This window comes from Arsenicicoccus bolidensis DSM 15745 (genome assembly GCF_000426385.1).
Lineage (GTDB): Bacteria > Actinomycetota > Actinomycetes > Actinomycetales > Dermatophilaceae > Arsenicicoccus > Arsenicicoccus bolidensis.
In genome coordinates, this window is record NZ_AUFG01000007.1 from 114,037 (window position 1) to 131,546 (window position 17,510).

The 17,510-nt window shown below is 72.2% G+C and carries 18 protein-coding genes and 1 pseudogene; 15 read left to right on the forward strand and 4 right to left on the reverse strand.

Annotated features, from left to right (window positions below; all coding sequences use genetic code 11):
- Positions 1-24: 24 nt before the first annotated feature.
- The 10 genes and pseudogenes from K313_RS24845 to K313_RS0106080 all read left to right on the forward strand — a co-directional run.
- Positions 25-1,155: pseudogene (locus K313_RS24845) on the forward strand (M13 family metallopeptidase); the annotation flags it as partial.
- Positions 1,121-1,939, forward strand: coding sequence for a M13-type metalloendopeptidase (locus tag K313_RS0106040; RefSeq protein ID WP_276203029.1), 819 nt, complete (start codon positions 1,121-1,123; stop codon positions 1,937-1,939). The pseudogene K313_RS24845 and the gene K313_RS0106040, both read left to right, overlap by 35 nt.
- Before the next feature lie 91 nt (positions 1,940-2,030).
- Entirely contained in the window at positions 2,031-2,621 is a 591-nt protein-coding gene (locus tag K313_RS0106045) for an ArsR/SmtB family transcription factor (protein WP_029210846.1), read from the forward strand.
- A 108-nt stretch (positions 2,622-2,729) separates the two neighbouring features.
- Positions 2,730-3,983, forward strand: a complete 1,254-nt coding sequence (locus K313_RS0106050; protein ID WP_029210847.1) for an MFS transporter — start codon at positions 2,730-2,732, stop codon at positions 3,981-3,983.
- Between the two features lie 13 nt (positions 3,984-3,996).
- Positions 3,997-4,464 (forward strand): NUDIX domain-containing protein, encoded by a 468-nt coding sequence (locus tag K313_RS0106055; protein WP_029210848.1) that lies wholly within the window; start codon positions 3,997-3,999, stop codon positions 4,462-4,464.
- 8 nt (positions 4,465-4,472) lie between these two features.
- Positions 4,473-5,264 carry a Cof-type HAD-IIB family hydrolase gene (locus K313_RS0106060; protein WP_019285039.1) on the forward strand — a complete coding sequence of 264 codons (792 nt, stop codon included), beginning with the start codon at positions 4,473-4,475 and terminating at the stop codon, positions 5,262-5,264.
- Between the two features lie 164 nt (positions 5,265-5,428).
- On the forward strand, positions 5,429-7,384 hold the full coding sequence (locus tag K313_RS0106065) for a beta-glucoside-specific PTS transporter subunit IIABC (RefSeq protein WP_029210849.1): 1,956 nt from the start codon (positions 5,429-5,431) through the stop codon (positions 7,382-7,384).
- A gap of 76 nt (positions 7,385-7,460) precedes the next feature.
- A complete protein-coding gene (locus K313_RS0106070; protein ID WP_029210850.1) occupies positions 7,461-8,870 on the forward strand; it encodes a glycoside hydrolase family 1 protein in 1,410 nt (469 codons plus the stop codon).
- Positions 8,871-9,032: 162 nt separating this feature from the next.
- Positions 9,033-10,901: an HNH endonuclease signature motif containing protein gene (locus K313_RS22160; RefSeq protein ID WP_156911165.1), complete on the forward strand. Its 1,869-nt coding sequence runs from the start codon at positions 9,033-9,035 to the stop codon at positions 10,899-10,901.
- Positions 10,902-10,926: 25 nt separating this feature from the next.
- Positions 10,927-11,763, forward strand: coding sequence for a PRD domain-containing protein (locus K313_RS0106080; RefSeq protein WP_029210852.1), 837 nt, complete (start codon positions 10,927-10,929; stop codon positions 11,761-11,763).
- A 3-nt stretch (positions 11,764-11,766) separates the two neighbouring features.
- Here the strand turns inward: K313_RS0106080 and K313_RS0106085 are convergent, their stop codons facing one another.
- Positions 11,767-11,964, reverse strand: coding sequence for a DUF5302 family protein (locus K313_RS0106085; RefSeq protein WP_019285042.1), 198 nt, complete (start codon positions 11,962-11,964; stop codon positions 11,767-11,769).
- 181 nt (positions 11,965-12,145) lie between these two features.
- Between K313_RS0106085 and K313_RS0106090 the strand changes: the two genes are divergently transcribed.
- The gene (locus tag K313_RS0106090) at positions 12,146-12,577 is read left to right on the forward strand and encodes an SRPBCC family protein (RefSeq protein ID WP_029210853.1); all 432 of its coding nucleotides are present in this window, start codon (positions 12,146-12,148) and stop codon (positions 12,575-12,577) included.
- On the opposite strand, the gene K313_RS0106095 is transcribed toward K313_RS0106090, so the two are convergent.
- Together K313_RS0106095 and K313_RS0106100 are read right to left on the reverse strand one after the other, a co-directional pair.
- Positions 12,574-13,098 carry a 2'-5' RNA ligase family protein gene (locus K313_RS0106095; RefSeq protein WP_019285044.1) on the reverse strand — a complete coding sequence of 175 codons (525 nt, stop codon included), beginning with the start codon at positions 13,096-13,098 and terminating at the stop codon, positions 12,574-12,576. The genes K313_RS0106090 and K313_RS0106095 overlap by 4 nt on opposite strands.
- A complete protein-coding gene (locus tag K313_RS0106100) occupies positions 13,095-14,720 on the reverse strand; it encodes an FAD-dependent oxidoreductase (protein WP_029210854.1) in 1,626 nt (541 codons plus the stop codon). The genes K313_RS0106095 and K313_RS0106100 overlap by 4 nt, the downstream gene beginning before the upstream one ends.
- Before the next feature lie 72 nt (positions 14,721-14,792).
- Here K313_RS0106100 and K313_RS23850 point away from each other — a divergent pair, with 72 nt between their 5' ends.
- Genes K313_RS23850 through K313_RS0106115 form a run of 3 tightly spaced genes read left to right on the forward strand, consistent with a single transcriptional unit; the run spans position 14,793 to position 16,196 of the window.
- Positions 14,793-14,960, forward strand: a complete 168-nt coding sequence (locus K313_RS23850) for a hypothetical protein (RefSeq protein ID WP_019285046.1) — start codon at positions 14,793-14,795, stop codon at positions 14,958-14,960.
- Positions 14,961-15,010: 50 nt separating this feature from the next.
- The gene (locus K313_RS0106110; RefSeq protein WP_019285047.1) at positions 15,011-15,274 is read left to right on the forward strand and encodes a metal-sensitive transcriptional regulator; all 264 of its coding nucleotides are present in this window, start codon (positions 15,011-15,013) and stop codon (positions 15,272-15,274) included.
- Positions 15,275-15,329: 55 nt separating this feature from the next.
- Positions 15,330-16,196 (forward strand): fructosamine kinase family protein, encoded by an 867-nt coding sequence (locus K313_RS0106115; RefSeq protein ID WP_029210855.1) that lies wholly within the window; start codon positions 15,330-15,332, stop codon positions 16,194-16,196.
- Here K313_RS0106115 and K313_RS0106120 read toward each other — a convergent pair.
- Complete coding sequence (locus tag K313_RS0106120; protein ID WP_019285049.1) at positions 16,187-16,966, reverse strand: alpha/beta fold hydrolase; 780 nt, start codon at positions 16,964-16,966, stop codon at positions 16,187-16,189. The genes K313_RS0106115 and K313_RS0106120 overlap by 10 nt on opposite strands.
- Before the next feature lie 167 nt (positions 16,967-17,133).
- Here K313_RS0106120 and K313_RS22165 point away from each other — a divergent pair.
- Positions 17,134-17,510 (forward strand): hypothetical protein (locus K313_RS22165; RefSeq protein WP_029210856.1); only part of this gene is annotated, 377 nt, incomplete at its 3' end.

The window sequence follows — 17,510 nt, forward strand, 5'->3', positions numbered from 1 at the left end:
CGCCGCGACCATGGGAGCCCCGCGATGACCCTGCCCCTCGACGAGCTGTCCACGACCGTCAGACCGCAGGACGACCTGTGGGAGCACGTCAACGGGCCATGGGCGGACTCCGACCCGATCCCCGCCGATCGCGCCCGCTGGGGGCTGTCCGACTCCCGGCGGGCCGAGGTGGCCCGGCAGCTGCGGGAGCTCGTCCGCGACGCCGACCCCGCCTCCTCCTCGCCCGAGGAGCGTGCCGTCGCCCGGCTGTATGCCGCCGCGACCGACCTCGAGACCCGGGACCGCCTCGGCTCGGACCCGCTGCAGGACGAGCTCGCCGCCGTGACGGCCACCCGCTCGATCGACGAGCTGCTGCGAGTGCTCGGCGAGCGCCGGCGGGAGGGCGTGCCGGGGTTGTGCGAGGTCTGTCTCCTGCCCGACGCCACCGACCCGACGACCTGGTCGATCCACCTCTTCCAGGGCGGGCTGACCCTGCCCGTGCCGCCGCTCTATGCCCGGCTGGAGGGCGAGGTGCGTTCTGCCGCCACCGATCTCGTGGCGGCGTGCGGGCTGCCTCCCGACGTGGGGCAGCGGGCGATCGACCTGGAGCTTGCCATCGCGCAGGTGTCCTGGGACCGCCCCGACGGGGACGACGACGAGGCGCTGACCAACCCGATGAGCTGGGACGACCTGCGTGACCTGGCCGGCGTGGACGTGCTGCCGCTGATGCGCGGGCTGGGCTGGACGGACGCGGAGCGCCTGCCGCTCAACGTCTGCCAGCCGGAGTTCTGGTCCGGCGTCGGGCGGCTGTTGCGCGAGCAGCCCCTGGAGGACTGGCAGGCGTGGGCGCAGTGGCGGATCGTCGACGCGCGAGCACCCTTGCTGTCCGGGGCGATCGGCGCCCGCCACCACGAGCTGCACGGCCGAGCGCTCTCCGGTCAGGCCGGGCAGGCACCGCCCTGGCGCCGCGCCGTCGAGCTCGTGCAGCAGCACCTCGGGATGCCGCTCGCCCGTCTGTGGGTGGAGCGCACCCTCGACCCGTCGGCGCGGGACCGCACGCGCGAGCTCGCCGAGCGGGTCCGGTCGAGCTATCGCTTTGTGCTGCAGGGATGCTCGTGGCTCTCCGACGAGGCCCGGGAGCGTGCGGCGGCCAAGGTCGACGCGGTGGTGCTCAACGTCGGGTGGCCGCGGGAGTGGCCCTCCCCCGAGGACCTCGACCTCCCCGACGAGGACCTGGTCGGGGCGGTTCGAGCGGCGGCGCGTCGCGAGCAGGATCGCACGTGGGACAAGGCTTCTCGCGCCGGTCGACCGCGAGGAGTGGGGACCAGCGCCGACGACCGTCAACTGCCTCTACAACCCCATGCTCAACCAGCTCACGGTGGAGGGCGCGAGCCTCGCCGCACCGTCCGCGTTCGAGGACCCCGCCGTGCTGCTCGGGCGGTATGGCTCGATCATCGGGCACGAGCTCGGGCACGCGCTGGACTCCCGCGGCTCGCAGCGCGACGAGCTCGGCCGGGTGCGGGACTGGTGGTCGGCGGACGACCGAGCCGCCTTCGAGGAGAGGGCGGCTCGGGTCGTGGCGGACGTCGACGGTTGTCACCCGCGCGGCATCGAGGACGCCGTGGTCGACGGTCGCCTCGTCGGGTTCGAGGTCGTCGCCGAGCTCGTCAGCTACCAGATCGCCTGGGACACCTATGCGTCCATGACCACGGCCGACGAACGTGCCACACCCGTCGACGGATTCACCGGCGCCCAGCGCTTCTTCCTCGCCAAGACCTACGGCCGGCGGGGGATCGACCGCCCCGAGACGGCACGGGCGCGCCTGCACGGCGACGTCCACCCGCCGTTCGAGGTCTTCGCCAACCTCGCCCGTCACCTCGACGCCTTCCACGAGGCTTTCGCCACGCGACCGGGCGACGGCATGTGGCTGGACCCCGAGGATCGCGTCCGCGTCTACTGACGGGCGGTTCCGGCATACCCCCCGAAATATCCACAAGGACAGTTGCACAAAAACTCTTGTGCAACTGTCCTTGTGGATCTAGGGTGGTGCCATGACTGAGGACCAGCGACCCCGCAGGGCCAACCCGGCGCACTCCCTCACGGAGGCTCCGGCCCTCGCGGCGTTCGCCAACCCGGCGCGAGCCCGCATCCTCGACGCCCTCGCGGTGGACGGCCCGTCCACCGCCTCCATGCTCGCTCGGCGCACCGGCCAGGCCGTCGGCAGCGCGAGCCATCACCTCAAGGTCCTCGACGAGGCCGGCCTGGTCGAGGAGGCGCCCGACCTGAGCACCGATCGGCGCCAACGCTTCTGGCGCCTCGCGCACGCTCACACCCGGTGGTCGCGCGCCGAGATGACCGACCCCACCGCCCAGGCCGCGGCGCACGAGGCCGAGATGGTGGGGCTCGAGCGCCAGTTCCAGCGCGCGCGCGACGACATCATGACCACCGCCGACAACCCCGGCAGCGCCTCGGGCTCGTTCGCCACCCAGCAGTGGCTCACCATGTCCCCCGCCGAGCTCGACCAGCTCTCCGAAGAGCTGCTCTCCGTCATGCGCCGCTGGCAGTCCCGCGAGCTCCCCGACGACGGGGTCGAGCGCGAGACCTGCTTCGTCTTCGCCCGCGGCTTCCCCGCCCAGCCCTGACCTACCTCAGGTAGGCACATCAGCCCGACCTCGACGCGACCACGTTCGCCGCGGCCATCGCCACGGTGCGCCCTCGCTCGATCCTGCCCTGCCACAAGGAGCTTCGTCATGCCCGCACGCCCCCCGCTCGGCCGCGACTTCCACCTGCTGTGGGCCGGCGAGACCGTCAGCCTCGTCGGCAACGCCACCACCTCGATCCTGCTCCCGCTCGCCGCCGTCCTCGAGCTGCAGGCCGGCCCCGCCTGGATGGGCGCCCTCGCCGCCGCGACCTGGCTGCCCTGGCTCGTCATCGGCCTGCCCGCCGGTGCCTGGGTCGACCGGCTCGATGCCCGCCTCACCATGATCGTGGCCGACATCGCCGCGGCCCTCACCCTGATCACGGTCCCGGTGGCCGCCTGGCTCGACCACCTCACGCTCCCCCACCTCGTCCTCGCCGCCCTGGCCGGAGGCGTGAGCACCGTCTTCTTCCGCACCGCCTACACCACGATCATCCCGAGGCTCGTCGACGACGCCGCGCTGGACACCGCCAACGCCCGCCTCTTCGGCACCGAGGCGACCGCGATGGTCGTCGGGCCGAGCGTGGCCGCACGCCTGGCGGCGGCCGGCGGCCCGGCATTCGGCCTGGCGATCGACGCGGCGAGCTTCCTCGTGTCGGCGGTCTGCCTCTGGCGGATCAAGCCCGGACGCCCCGTCCCCGACCAGGATCGTGAGGGGGATGAGGGGGCCGAGGGGCTCGGGGCGCGCATCCGCGAGGGTCTCGCGTTCGTCTTCCGCGACCGCTACCTGCCCTGGCTGGTCGTCATCGGGGGCCTGTCCAACCTCGGGCTGACGGGGTATGGCGCCCTCCTCGTCCTCTACCTGGTGCGCGACCTGGGGCTCACCACCGACATGGTCGGCTGGTACTTCACCACCGGCGCCATCGGCGGTGTCATCGGCTCGGTGATCGCCGTCCCGCTGGCCCGCCGCATCGGCACCGGTCGCCTGCACACCGTGGCCCTGCTCGCCGCCCCCGCCGCGCTCCTCGTCGGCCTCCCCACCGACCGCAGCCAGGTGTGGGTGTCCGCGTTCGGCTACGTCCTCGTCGGCACCTGCGTCGTCGGCGGCAACGTCGTCCGCGCGAGCTGGCGCCAGCGTTACGTGCCCGCCGAGGTGCTGGGCCGCACGGTCACCGCCATGTCGACGGTCAACTTCGGCACCATGCCGCTCGCGGGGGTGCTGGCCGGCTGGCTTGGCAGCACCGTCGGCGTGCGCCCCACGATCCTCGCGATGGCCGGCCTGCACGTGGTGGCGTGCTGGCTGGTCGTCGCGAGCCCCTTCGTCCGGCTCCGTGAGCTGCCGGCGCGCGAGACCGCGAGCGTCTGAGATGCTGGCGCGCATGAGCGACTGGACCCCGCCCGAGCTGCCCGTGTCGGCGGGCGCCATCCTCCTCGACGAGCAGGGCCGCCTGCTGATCCTCAAGCCGACCTACAAGTCCGGGTGGACGGTCCCCGGCGGCGTCATGGAGGCCGACGGCGAGTCCCCGTGGGACGCCTGCCGCCGCGAGGTGCTCGAGGAGACGGGGCTGGAGGTCGCTGAGGGGCGCCTCGTCGTCGTCGACACCCGCCCGGGCAAGGACGGCGCCACGCTCGGCCTGCGCCTGCTCTTTCACTGCGGCACCGTCACCGCCCGCGCGGCGCGACGGATCCGTCTGCAGGAGGAGGAGATCAGCGAGCACCGCTTCGCGCCGGTCGACGAGGCGCTCGAGCTGCTGCGCAAGCCGGTGCGCCGCCGCGTCGCCGCCGGCCTGGAGGCCGAGCACGCCACCTATCTCGAGAACGGCCGCCCCGCCCCCGGAATCCGTTGAGGAACAACATGTTTGCGCTCATCGCCGTCGACATCGACGGGACCCTGCTCCGCTCCGACCAGACCCTGTCCCCACGCACGCGCGATGCCTTGCGCACGGCACGCGACCAGGGAGCGGTCCTCATGCTCGCCTCCGGGCGCCCCGAGCACGGCCTGCGGCACCTCGCCGAGCGCCTCGGCCTCGGGCTCGACCGGCTCGTGCTCTCCGCCTGCAACGGTGCGGCGGTCGTGGACGCCGAGACCGAGGAGATCATCTGCCACCGGACGCTCGAGCACGCCCTCGTGGCGCGGGTGCTGGACCTGGTGGAGGAGCTCGGCCTCGCCGCCATGACACCGCTCGGGCACGTGGTGCACGCCACCCGCGAGGACGGCTACAACGTCGCCGACGAGGCGCCGGCCAACGGCATGGAGCTCGCCATCACGCCGCGCTTCGAGGAGCTCGACGAGCCCCTGCACAAGATCCTCGTGTGCGCGGAGCCCGACCTGCTGGCCCAGCACCTCGACACCTTCCGCGGCGAGCTGGACGGTCACGCCGAGCTCGCCCTCTCCGCCCCGTTCTACCTCGAGATCACGCCGCCCGGGGTCGACAAGGGGTCCGGCCTGCTCGACTACTGCGCCGCCCGCGACCTCGACCCCGCCGAGGCCATCGCCTTCGGGGACAACGAGAACGACCTGCCGATGCTGCGCGTCGCCGGCACCGGGGTGGCCATGGGCAATGCCCTGGACCACGTCAAGGCCGGCGCCGACCGGGTCACCGCCTCCAACGACGAGGACGGCATCGCTGAAGCGTTAGACCTCTGACCACTGTTGCGGGCGTCCCGCACCCTCGCTATCGTCTCTCTCGGCGGATCACCGCCACCCAGGATTGTTACTCGGCAACGAGGCAAGACCTGAGCCACACGCTTCGGCGTGCAGCTCAGGTCTTTTTTGTTGCCCGGGCAACCGCATCGAGACAGGACCGGACGATGGCGTCGGTGGACTACAAGGCAACAGCACAAGGGATCCTCGATCACGTGGGCGGGGAGGACAACGTCCTCAGCGCGACCCACTGCGCGACGCGACTGCGCCTCAAGCTGCGCGACGCGAGCAAGGCCGACACCCAGGCGGTGGAGCGCACCCCCGGCGTCATCACGGTGATGCAGGCGGGTGGGCAGTACCAGGTGGTCATCGGCAACAACGTGCCCAAGGTCTATGCCGCGCTCGGCGAGATCTCCCGCCTGACCGGGGACGACCGGGTCGTCACGGACGACGGCCCCAAGGGCAACATCCTCAACCAGTTCATCCAGCTGATCTCCTCGATCTTCCTGCCCGTGCTCTGGCCGCTGGCCGGCGTCGGTCTGCTCAAGGCCTTCCTCACGATGGCGGTGCAGTTCAGCTGGATCGACGTCAAGTCGACGACCTACATCATCCTCAACGCCTCGGCCGACGGGCTCTTCTACTTCCTGCCGATGTTCCTGGCGGTCACGGCGGCCAAGCGCTTCCGCGCCAACCAGTTCACGGCCATGGCCATCGCCGGCGCGCTCGTCTATCCCGCGATCGTGGCGCTCGGCGCCGCGACCGGCCCGGTCACCTTCTTCGGGATCCCGGTGACGATGATGAGCTACACCAGCTCGGTCATCCCGATCGTCGTCGGCGTCTGGGTGCAGGGCTACCTCGAGCGCTTCCTCGAGCGGGTGCTGCCCGACGCCCTGCGCAACTTCATGGTGCCCCTGCTCACGGTCCTCGTCATGGTGCCGCTGATCTTCATCACCGTCGGACCGATCACCACGTATGCCGCCAAGGGCATCTCGACCGGGGTCACCGCCATCTTCACCTTCGCCCCGTGGCTCGGCGGCGCGATCATGGGCGGGCTGTGGCAGGTGTTCGTGCTGTTCGGCCTGCACTGGGGCTTCGTGCCGGTCATGATCAACGACCTGTCCACGCAGGGCTACTCGCTGCTCGCCGGGCCGCTGGTCGCCGCCGTCGTCGCCCAGGGCGCCGCGATGGCCGCCATCGCCATCCGCTCCCGCAGCGCCAAGCGGCGCGAGATCGCCGGCCCCGCCAGCATCTCCGCCCTCTTCGCCGGCATCACCGAGCCCGGCATCTACGGCGCCACGCTGCCCCTCAAGATCCCCTTCTACGCCGGCATCGCGGGCGGCGCCGTCGGCGGTGCGATCGCCGCGATCGGCGGCTCGGGCAACACGACCTTCGCCTTCGCCTCGCTGCTCGCCCTGCCCGCGTGGAACCACGGCAGCTTCGCCATGCAGGTCATCGGCGACGCCGTCGCCATGGTCATCGCCTTCGTGATCACGTTCATCTTCATGGACCGCGAGAGCAAGGACGTCGACGCGGCCATCCCTGACGCCGTCCCGGCCGCCGCCACCGTGGGTGACGCGCCCTCCGCCCCAGTGGCCGGCTCGGTGGCCACGACCACCACGACCACCACGACCACCGCTGCAGCGACCGCCGACGCAGCCACCGAGGGCGGGATCGTCGACCTGGCCGCCCCGGTCACCGGCACCGTCGTCCCGCTCGCCCAGGTCAACGACAAGGTGTTCGCCTCTGGTGTGCTCGGCGACGGCGTCGGGATCGTGCCGACCGACGGCACCGTGCGCGCCCCCGTCACCGGGACCGTCGTCACCGCCGCCGCGACCGGGCACGCCTTCGGCCTCAAGACGGACGACGGCGTCGAGGTGCTCGTCCACGTCGGCATCGACACCGTCCAGCTCGACGGCCGCCACTTCACCGTCAAGGTCAGCACAGGCGACCGCGTGCAGCGCGGCGACGTCCTCGCCGAGGTAGACCTGGTCGCCGTGGGCGAGGCGGGCTACGACACGACCACGATCATGACCGTCACCAATACCGCTGCCCTCACCAAGGTCACGCCGCTGCCCGAGGCGACCGTCACCGCGGGCGATGCCGTCGTCGCGGTCCAGCCGTGATCCGCTCCCGGCATACGACCGCTCGCACCCACCGATCCCACCCGACCAGCCCAGCACGACCGACGAAGGAGACATCATGACGACCACCTTCCCCGACGGATTCCTCTGGGGCGGCGCCACCGCCGCCAACCAGCTCGAGGGCGCGTATGCCGAGGGCGGCAAGGGCCTGTCCATCCAGGACGTCATGCCCCACGGCATCACGACGCCGCCCACCGAGGGCCCCACCCCCGACAACCTCAAGCTCGAGGGCATCGACTTCTACCACCGCTACGCCGAGGACATCGCGCTCTTCGCCGAGATGGGCTTCTCCGTCTTCCGCTTCTCCATCGCGTGGAGCCGCATCTTCCCCCAGGGCGACGAGACCGAGCCCAACGAGGAGGGCCTCGCGTTCTACGACCGCGTGCTCGACGAGCTGGAGAAGCACGGGATCGAGCCGCTGATCACGCTGTCCCACTACGAGACCCCGCTGCACCTGGCGCGGGAGTACGGCGGGTGGACCAACCGTGAGCTGATCGGCTTCTACGAGCGGTTCGCCCGCGCCTGCTTCGAGCGCTACGGCTCGCGCGTGAAGTACTGGCTGACCTTCAACGAGATCAACTCGATCGTGCACGTGCCCTTCATGTCCGGCGGCATCCCCACGCCGGTCGAGGAGCTGAGCAAGAGCGACCTCTACCAGGCCATCCACCACGAGCTGGTCGCCTCCGCCCGCGTGACCACGCTGGCGCACGAGCTGGCCCCCGGGTCGCAGATCGGCTGCATGGTCATCGCGATGCCGACCTACCCGCTGAGCCCCGACCCGCGGGACGCCCTGGCCGCCAAGCAGGCCGAGCACACCAACTACGCGTTCGGCGACATCCACTGCCGCGGCTACTACCCGGGCTACCTCCTGCGGTTCTTCCGTGACAACGGGATCGAGATCGAGATCACCGACGCGGACCGCGAGGACCTCACCAACACCGTGGACTTCGTGTCGTTCAGCTACTACATGAGCGTCTGCCAGACCGCCGACCCGGCCAAGCAGGCCACGGGCGAGGGCAACATCATGGGCGGCGTCCCGAACCCCACCCTCGAGGCCTCGGAGTGGGGCTGGCAGATCGACCCGGTCGGTCTGCGCATCGTGCTCAACGACTACTGGGACCGCTGGCAGAAGCCGTTGTTCATCGTCGAGAACGGTCTCGGCGCCAAGGACCAGCTCGTCGAGGTCGACGGCGTCAAGACGGTCGAGGACGACTACCGGATCGCCTACATGAACGACCACCTCGTCCAGGTCGGCGAGGCGCTCAAGGACGGCGTCAACCTGCTGGGCTACACCTCCTGGGGTCCCATCGACCTGGTGAGCGCCTCGACGGCGCAGCTGTCCAAGCGCTACGGCTTCATCTACGTCGATCGCAACGACGACGGGTCGGGCACGCTGGAGCGCTTCCGCAAGAAGTCCTTCGGGTGGTACGGCGAGGTCATCAGGTCCAACGGCGGCTCGCTCGTCTGACCGTATGGCGCCGGGGGCTGCGCGGGCACGGCTCGCGCAGCCCTCGCGGCATGCTGAAAACAGCCTCTGACCTGCAGAGATGTGCGGATGAACCCTTCCCCTGGAGTGCGTTCTGCGGTAGTCTGTGAGGTGTTGCGGGACGAGGTCGAGGAGGTGGTCCCGATGGTGTCGAGGTCCCTGCCGACGGTCGTCGCGGAGCACCTCCCCAAGGTCCTGGCCCCCATCCTGGCGCTCACCACCGACACACCCCGCGGTGGTGACGCGCGTGACGGAGGAGGCCACCTCGAGGGCCATCTGGACCTCGACGACGCGCGGCGAGCGCTCGCCGTCGTCGTGGCCGTCCACCGCGCGACGGCCTGCCTCGAGGCCCTGGCCGTCGCGGCCCACGCCGACCTGATCGACGCGATCGCCGCCGACCTGCGCCGGACCGAGGCCGAGCACGGACGCCACCCGGGCCCTTCGGCCCTGCGATCCGACGCCCGCGTCCTGAGCACCGACGAGGTCGTGGCCGCCACCGGTCTCGGCGTCGGCGCAGTCCAGCGGCGCGCCCGTCTCGCCTCTGCGCCGGCCGCGGTGCGCGAGCCGCTCGTCCAGGCGATGGCCACGGGCATCTGCACCCTCGAGCGCGCCACGACCCTGCGCGACGACACCGACCGCCTGCCCGACGAGGTCGCCTCCGAGGTGGCCGAGCGGGTGCTGCGCCCCAAGCGCGGGTTCGACCCCGAGGACCTGTCACCCGACGCCGTCGTCAGCCACCGCCTGTTCCGCCAGCGCCTCCACGCCGAGGTGGCCAAGGAGGAGGCCCGCCTCGGGCTCGAGGCCGAGGCGCGCGCCGACCACCTGAGCCGGCGGGACGTGCACGCCCGCACCACCAGCCACGGCACCGGCGAGCTGCTGGCCACGGGCACCGCCGAGCAGGCCGCGGCCGCCCGGGACCGCCTCGACGCGATGGCCCGAGCGGCCAAGACCCGCGGGGAGCCTCGCACGCTGGCCCAGCTGCGCTCCGACATCGCCTTCGGCCTGCTCCTGCACGGCACCGTCCCGGGCTGCGAGGAGCTCCGCCCGGCGACGTCCGCGAGCGCGCCGGCAGCGACCGGGCTGCCATGGGTGCCCGGCACGTCCCAGCCAGGCGCGCCGAGCACCGGTGCCCAGCCCTCTGGAGGTGCTCAGCACGTCCTGCCCGGCCGGCTGCGTCTGGTCGGCCTGGACGGGTGCCTGGTCGACCCGATCACCGGTGAGGTGCTGGGTCCCTTCGGGCCTGGCGTTGGTGGCCGGCGGTCCGGGAGGGCCGGGGACAGCGACACCACCGGGGACGGCGACGCCACCGAGGACGGTCAGGACGAGACCTCGCCCTTCGCCGACCTCCCGCTGCACGACCCCGTCCACGCCGACCCGCCGCCGACGCCGCCGGAGCACCCCGACCCCTGGCTGGTCGCCACCGCAGCACTCATCGCCTCCCTGCCTGCCCCCGCCGCCCGCATCGACGTCCGCGTCAACCTCACGACGCTGCTCGGGCTGCAGGACGACCCGGCGCAGCTCGTCGGTCACGGCTGGCTCAGCGCCGACCTCGCCCGCGAGATCGCCCTGCGCACCGACAGCGTGTGGCACCGCGTCGTCCACGACCCCGTGACCGGGACGCTGCTCGAGCGCACCGCGCACACCTACCAGCCCACCGACACCATGCGCGCCGACGTGCAGGCCCGCGACCTGACCTGCCGCGTCCCCGGGTGCGACCGACGGTCCGAGCAGTGCGACCTCGACCACAGCACCCCCTGGCCGGCCGGTCCGACCAGTCCCGCCAACCTCGTCCCCCTGTGCCGGCACCACCACCAGCTCAAGACCAAGCAACGCTGGGAGCACCGCCTCGACGCGGACGGCGTCCTGCGCATCACCACCTATCTGGGCCAGCAGCTCACCAGCCGGGCGCACGAGCACCACGACGAGTCCCTCCAGGCCGCGCGACGCGCCCGGTGGCAGCACCTCGCCCGTGCCGGATGGCTCATCTACCCGCCGCTCGGACGTGCGTCATGACCACGGTCCTGGGCAGGGGGTCGACGTGCAGATCCTGAGGGTCTTCAACAACAACGTCGTCCTGGCGCGCCGTGAGGACGGCACCGAGGTCGTGCTCACCGGACGCGGCCTGGGCTTCCAGACGCGGCCCGGGCAGGAGGTCGACCCGATCAAGGTGGTCCGGGTCTTCGAGCCGACCGACGGCCGAGACCCCGACACGCTGGGCGGGCTGGTCGCCGCCATACCGCCCGAGCACATCGCCCTGGCCGAGGAGGCCCTGGACCTGGTCGGTGTCCCCGTCACCGCGACGACCCTGGTCGCGATCGCCGACCACATCAGCTTTGCCATCAAGCGCGTGCACCAGGGCATCGAGCTCGAGATGCCGCTGCGGGCCGAGGTCGAGCACCTCTATCCCCGCGAGCTCGACCGTGCTCGCCAGGTGCTCGCCCACGTCAACAGCCGACTGACCGAGCCGTTGCCCGAGGACGAGGCCGTCGCCATCGCGATGCACCTCGTCAACGCCGCGATGATGGGAGGCGACCTCACCGAGACCTACGCGATGACGGGCATCATCAAGCAGCTCTTCGAGGTGATCGAGAGCTCGTTCGGGCGGCGCTTCGACATGGCCACCGTCAACGCCGCGCGGTTCATCACGCACCTGCGGTACTTCCTGGTGCGGGTGAGGAGCGACCGGCAGCTGACCGACGAGGCCGGCCCGCTGCGGGACGCCATCCGCGCCTCCTACCCGGCGGCCTACGCGTGCGCGCAGCGCTGCCGGACCGTCCTCGAGCTGCGGCTCGGCCGGACCGTCACCGAGGACGAGGTCGTCTACCTCACCCTCCACGTCGCGCGGCTCACGACGGAGGTCGCTGGAGAGGCCTGAGCCTCAGCTGCCGGCCTTGCGGCGGAACATGTGCTGCGAGGCCTCACGGCCGTGCCCCTGGCCCGAGACCTTGGAGCGATCGCTGTCGTCGGCCGACACGTCCCGTCCGGCGTGAGCCTTCTTGGCGTCGAGGGCCGCTCGCATCTTCTGCTTGACCTCGTCCGGGACGGGTGCGTGCTGCGGCTTGTCCTTGGCAGACATCTCTGTCTCCTCTCGCTGGGCGTCCGCCCACTCTCCCACTCCGTCGCGCCGGCCCCAAACGCCTTCCGCCGCCCGTGGCCAAGGTGGACCCGGGGTGAATCTCTCCAGCCGGCCCTTCACCCCGACCGGGACCGCTGGTTACGGTGCACCATCCAAGGACTCGACGACCACAGGGGAACGCATGTCCGAGCAGCAGTCGACCGTCGACATCCAGGCACCTCGTCAGCTCGTCTGGGACGTGCTGACCGATGTGCAGAGCTGGCCCGAGTGGATGGCGGAGGTCAAGGAGGTCCGGACGCAGACGCCCGCCGGCGGGCTGGGTGCGGAGTACTCCCTGAGCCAAGGTGTCCCCGCGCTCGGGCTGCCGATGACCGTGCGGGTCGCGGCCTTCGACGTGCCGGAGCGGCTCGTCCTCGAGCAGAGCCAGGCGGGCAGCAGGACCGAGGTGACCTACACCCTCACCTCGGTCGACGAGCGCACCACGCGCATGCACACCGTGCTCTCGGCGTCCGGTCTCACCGGAGCCTTCAACACCGTGCAGGGCGGCACCTACACCAGCATGCTCGAGGAGGGCGGCACCGCGCTCAAGGACCGCTGCGAGGCGCGGGTCTAGCCCAGCGTCCAGCGTCGGAGCACCCGGGTCTCGCCGCGGCGGTACCAGACCAGCTCGACGCGGTCCGCGCGGCAGCGGGCGGGCAGCACGGTCGCCAGCTCGCGCCGCACGGACTCCTCGTCCACCCCCGGTCCGGTCGCGTCGATGGTCACGTGCGGGACGGGTCGGAACACCCCGCCGTAGGGCGGGTGCCCCGGCAGCGCCTCGACCAGGGCGTCCGTCAGCCGGTCGAAGGGCCTCGGGTCGGCGGGCAGGACGTGGATGACGCCGTTGGGGAAGGTCGCGACCTCGGCCAGCTCCAGGTCGATCGCCGGCGTGTCGGCGCACACCGCGGACACGGCGGCGTCCTGGGCGGGCGTGAGCGCGGCGGGGACCGGGCCGAGCACGGTCACGTGCGCGTGGACGTGGCCCGGGTCGAGGGCGACCAGGCTGGCGTCATACCACTCGTATCTCTCCCGCACGACCCCCTCGAGCGCAGGGACCGGAACCTGCAGGACCGCGTGCCCGGGCCAGGTCGTCACGAGCGGGAGGCTACTCCCGCCGACCAGGTCGTGTAGCCACCGTCGAGGTTGCGCACGGAGCGGCCGGAGGCCTGCAGGATCCGGGTCGCCACGTGCGCGCGGATGCCGACCGCGCAGTGGACGACGAGCTCTCCCTCGGGCACCTCGTCGAGGCGCTCCCGGACCTCGTCGACCGGGACGTTGACAGCCCCCGGTATGGCGCCCGCAGCGAACTCCCCCGGCGTGCGCACGTCCAGCACGGTCGCGCCCTCGCGCTGCGCGGCCTCCACCTCGTGCCACTGGATGGTGTCGGTGAGCCCCTCGGCGAGGTTCTCGTCGACGAAGCCCAGCATGTTGACGGGGTCCTTGGCCGAGCCGAACTGCGGCGCGTAGGCGAGCTCCAGCTCAGCCAGCTCGCTCGCGGTGAGCCCGCCGCGCATGGCCGTCGCGATCACGTCGATGCGCTTGTCGGCGCCGTCACGGCCGACGGCCTGGGCCCCGAGGATCGCGTCGGTGCCGGGGTCGACGAGCAGCTTGAGGGCGAGCCCCTGCGCCCCGGGGTAGTAGCCCGCGTGCGACAGCGGGTGCGTGTGGATGATCCGGTGGGGGCGGCCGGCGGCGACGAGGCGCTTCTCGCTCCACCCGACGACGGCCACCTGCAGCCCGAGGACGCCCACGACGGCGGTCCCGAGGACCGGTCGGTTGCGCACCTCGCGGCCCGCGATGTGGTCCGCCACGCGACGCCCCTGCAGGTTGGCGGTGTTGGCGAGCGGCACGAGGACCGCCGAGCCGTCGAGGGCGTCGGCCTTCTCCACGGCGTCCCCGACGGCATAGATCGCGGGGTCGCTGGTGCGGTAGCGCTCGTCGACGACGATGCCGCCGCGGGACCCGACCTCCAGGCCCGCGGACTCGGCGAGGGCCGCGTCCGGACGGACCCCGATCGCGGCGACCACGAGGTCGGCGGGGACCCGCTCTCCCGTGGACAGCTCCACGTCGTGCTCGCCGATCGCGGTGACCGAGGTGGACAGACGCAGGTCGATCCCGGCGTCGCGCATGACCGCGTGGACGGGCGTGGCCATCTCGGGGTCGACGGGGGCCATCACCTGAGGGGTGGCCTCGACGAGCGTCACGGCCAGGCCCCGGTGCAGGAGGTTCTCGGCCATCTCGACGCCGATGAAACCCCCACCGATGACGACGGCGGTGCGCGCCCCCTCGACGGCTGCGACCATCGCGTCGGTGTCCTCGACGTCACGCAGCGCCAGGGCACGCTCGATGCCGGGGATCGGCGGTCGCACGGGGCGAGCACCCGGGGCGAGGACCACGGCGTCGTACGGCAGCTCGCTCTCCTCGCCGGTCTCGACCGAGCGCACCACGACCACCCGTCGCTCGCGGTCGATGCGCACGGCCTCGGTGAGCACACGCACGTCCAGCTCGAAGCGCGCCCGGAGCGCTTCCGGGGTCTGCAGGAGCAGCGCCGAGCGCTCGGCGATGACGCCGCCCACGTGGTAGGGCAGTCCGCAGTTGGCGAAGGACACGTACCCGCTGCGCTCGACGACGGTGATGGTGGCCGACTCGTCCAGGCGGCGCAGTCGCGCGGCCGCGGACATGCCACCGGCGACGCCTCCGATGATCACGATGTTCATGTCCCAAGCATACCCCCTGGGGTATATGCTCATGCCCTGACCCAGTCACTGGAGCACTCGAGGAGCATCGACATGTGTCGTTCCGTCACCTGCAAGACCTGCGGCAAGACCACCTGGGCCGGCTGCGGCCAGCACGTCGACCAGGTGCGCCGCTCCGTCCCCGCCGGGCAGTGGTGCACGGGCCACGCCGACCGTCAGCCGGAGGGTCGAGGCTTCCTCGCCCGCCTTCTGGGACGCTGAGCCCACACGACCGAACACCTGCCACCGATCGACGACCCTAGGGAGGCCCCGTGCAGCTCGACGTGGAGGATCTGGACCCCGTCCTCAAGCGGCTGCGCCGCGCCCAGGGTCAGCTCGGCGCCGTGATCCGCATGATCGAGGAGGAGCGGGACTGCCGCGACATCGTCATGCAGCTGTCGGCGTGCAGCAAGGCCCTCGACCGGGCGGGCTTCGCGCTCATCTCGACCGGGTTGCAGCAGTGCATGACCGAGGACAACCCGGAGCGCGACGTCGATCTCGCGGCGATGGAGAAGCTCTTCCTCTCCCTCGCCTGACCGCACCGGCTGACGGCACCGGCTGACCGCCGCAGCCCTGGGGTACGCAGGTCTCATGGCCGATCATCTGCCCGAGACCCTGACCCGCGGACTGGACGTGCGCCGGGCCACCCCCGTGAGCGGCGGCGACATCGCGCTCGCCTACCGGCTCGAGACGGCCGACGGCACCTACTTCCTCAAGACCAAGGACCGGCCGACCCCCGACCTGTTCGAGCGGGAGGCTGCGGGGCTCGCGGTGCTGCGCGAGCACGCCCCCGACGACCTCGGCGTGCCGCAGGTGGTGCGGGCCGACGCGAGCGGCCTGGTGCTCGAGTGGATCGACGAGGGTGGAGGCGGACGGGCCGGACGGGGCGCCGAGGAACGGTTCGGGCGGGGGCTGGCCGGGCTGCACCGCAGCACCCACGACACGCTCGGGGCGATCGACGACGCCCTGGCGGGCTACCTCGGATCCGCGCAGGTGGACCTGACGCCCACCAGCAGCTGGCGAGAGTTCTTCGTGGACAGGCGGATCCGCCCGCTGACCGAGCGCGCGGTGCGGGAGTCGCGGATCGACCCCGTGGCGCTGCAGCTCGTCGACGAGCTGGCCGGACGGGCCGACGAGCTGTGTGGTCCGCCCGAGCCGCCGGCGCTCGTGCACGGCGACCTGTGGGCGGGAAACCGGTTGGTGGACAAGGGCGGTCGCAGCTGGCTCATCGACCCCGCGGCGCACTGGGGGCACCGCGAGTACGACCTCGCGATGATGCAGCTCTTCGGCGGCTTCGGCGAGGAGTGCTACCGGGCCTACGACGAAGCCTTCCCCCTGGCGGAGGGGTGGCGTGAGCGCATCGCATGGCACCAGCTGCCGCCGCTGCTCGTGCACGCCATCCTGTTCGGCGGCGGCTACGGCGCGAGCGCGCTGCGCGTGATGCGTTCCTACGCCTGAGGATCCGCGAGCCAACGGGCCGCCAGCTCCGCCCCCAGCCCGCCGTCGAGGACCACGCCGTGCCCGGCACCCCGCAGGATGGCGAGGCGTGCGCCGGGGATGGCGCGGGCGACGAGCCGCGCCTGGCTGGCCGGAGTCAGCCGGTCCAGCTCGCCGTGCACCACGAGGGTCGGCGCGGTGATCGCCCCCAGGTCGGCCAGGGCGTCGTGCGAGCGGCTGGCCCGGAAGTGACGGCTTCGGTCCAGCGAGCGGCCGCCCACGGCAAGGAGATCCACGAGCGACTGCGGGTTCGGGCCGCCGGGGAAGAACAGCTGGGCGAGCCGGCCGGTCTCCCCGGACCTCAGGATCTCGTCGGCCTCGGGATCACGAGCGGGCGTATGCCGGTCCCCGGCCGACGTGGCCGCCAGCACGAGCCGCCCGACCCGCTCGACGTGGTCGATCGCGAGCCACTGCGCGATCCGGCCGCCCATCGAGTGGCCGAGCACGTCGGCGCGGTCCACCCCGGCGTCGTCGAGCACGGACACCGCGTCCTCCGCGAGCCGGCGTGTGCTGTAGCGGGACCCGTCGCCGCGCTCGCTGTCCCCGATCCCCCGGTGGTCGTAGACGAGGACCCGTCGCCCTGCGCCCAGCCCCGTGAGCGCTCGGTCCCACGAGCGGTGGTCGACGGCCTGCCCGGCGACCAGGAGCAGCGGTGGGCCGTCGCCATACGACCACCAGGAGATCGCGGCACCGTCAGGTGCGACCGCACGCCGCCGCTCGCCCCAGGTCATGGCGAGAGAACCTACCGCGTCCCCCGGGATTCCTAGGCAACTCATAACCTCACGACAGGCTCGCGACAGGACCGCGCACCAGGCTCGCTGGCGACGCAGCAGACGGCGTCGGCTCCGGCGCCTGTCCCCTCGGGCGCCGGCGCCACCACACCGACACGGGAGTCACGATGTCCGACAACAACCGCATCCTCACGGCCGGCGCCGTCGCCGCCGCCGGGCTCATGATCGCCGGTGGCGCGGCCGCAGCGCAGGCGGCCACCTCGACCGCCCCCGCAGCGACGGGCTACGGCTCGACGCCTGGCTACGGCGCCCCGCCCGGCTACGGCGACGGGCGGGGTCGCGGCGGCCACGAGCACACCACCGTCACCGGCGACGAGGCGACCAGGGTCAAGGAGGCCGTGACGGCCAAGGACTCGGCGGTCACCGTCGAGCAGGTCCTCAAGGACCCGGACGGGTCCTACGACGTCATCGGCACCAAGGCCGGCCAGCGCGTGATGGTCGAGGTCAGCAAGGACCTCAAGACGGTCGAGGTGCGCACCGGTGG

What these genes read in the sequence shown, in the direction of transcription:
- K313_RS0106065 (WP_029210849.1), top strand. Translation starts at nt 5,429, where the DNA reads ATGGCGTCGGTGGACTACAAGGCAACAGCACAAGGGATCCTCGATCAC.
- K313_RS0106100 (WP_029210854.1), bottom strand. Translation starts at nt 14,720, where the DNA reads ATGAACATCGTGATCATCGGAGGCGTCGCCGGTGGCATGTCCGCGGCC.
- K313_RS0106120 (WP_019285049.1), bottom strand. Translation starts at nt 16,966, where the DNA reads ATGACCTGGGGCGAGCGGCGGCGTGCGGTCGCACCTGACGGTGCCGCG.
- K313_RS0106115 (WP_029210855.1), top strand. Translation starts at nt 15,330, where the DNA reads ATGGCCGATCATCTGCCCGAGACCCTGACCCGCGGACTGGACGTGCGC.
- K313_RS0106045 (WP_029210846.1), top strand. Translation starts at nt 2,031, where the DNA reads ATGACTGAGGACCAGCGACCCCGCAGGGCCAACCCGGCGCACTCCCTC.
- K313_RS0106090 (WP_029210853.1), top strand. Translation starts at nt 12,146, where the DNA reads ATGTCCGAGCAGCAGTCGACCGTCGACATCCAGGCACCTCGTCAGCTC.
- K313_RS0106055 (WP_029210848.1), top strand. Translation starts at nt 3,997, where the DNA reads ATGAGCGACTGGACCCCGCCCGAGCTGCCCGTGTCGGCGGGCGCCATC.
- K313_RS23850 (WP_019285046.1), top strand. Translation starts at nt 14,793, where the DNA reads ATGTGTCGTTCCGTCACCTGCAAGACCTGCGGCAAGACCACCTGGGCC.
- K313_RS0106070 (WP_029210850.1), top strand. Translation starts at nt 7,461, where the DNA reads ATGACGACCACCTTCCCCGACGGATTCCTCTGGGGCGGCGCCACCGCC.
- K313_RS0106085 (WP_019285042.1), bottom strand. Translation starts at nt 11,964, where the DNA reads ATGTCTGCCAAGGACAAGCCGCAGCACGCACCCGTCCCGGACGAGGTC.
- K313_RS0106060 (WP_019285039.1), top strand. Translation starts at nt 4,473, where the DNA reads ATGTTTGCGCTCATCGCCGTCGACATCGACGGGACCCTGCTCCGCTCC.
- K313_RS22160 (WP_156911165.1), top strand. Translation starts at nt 9,033, where the DNA reads ATGGTGTCGAGGTCCCTGCCGACGGTCGTCGCGGAGCACCTCCCCAAG.
- K313_RS0106050 (WP_029210847.1), top strand. Translation starts at nt 2,730, where the DNA reads ATGCCCGCACGCCCCCCGCTCGGCCGCGACTTCCACCTGCTGTGGGCC.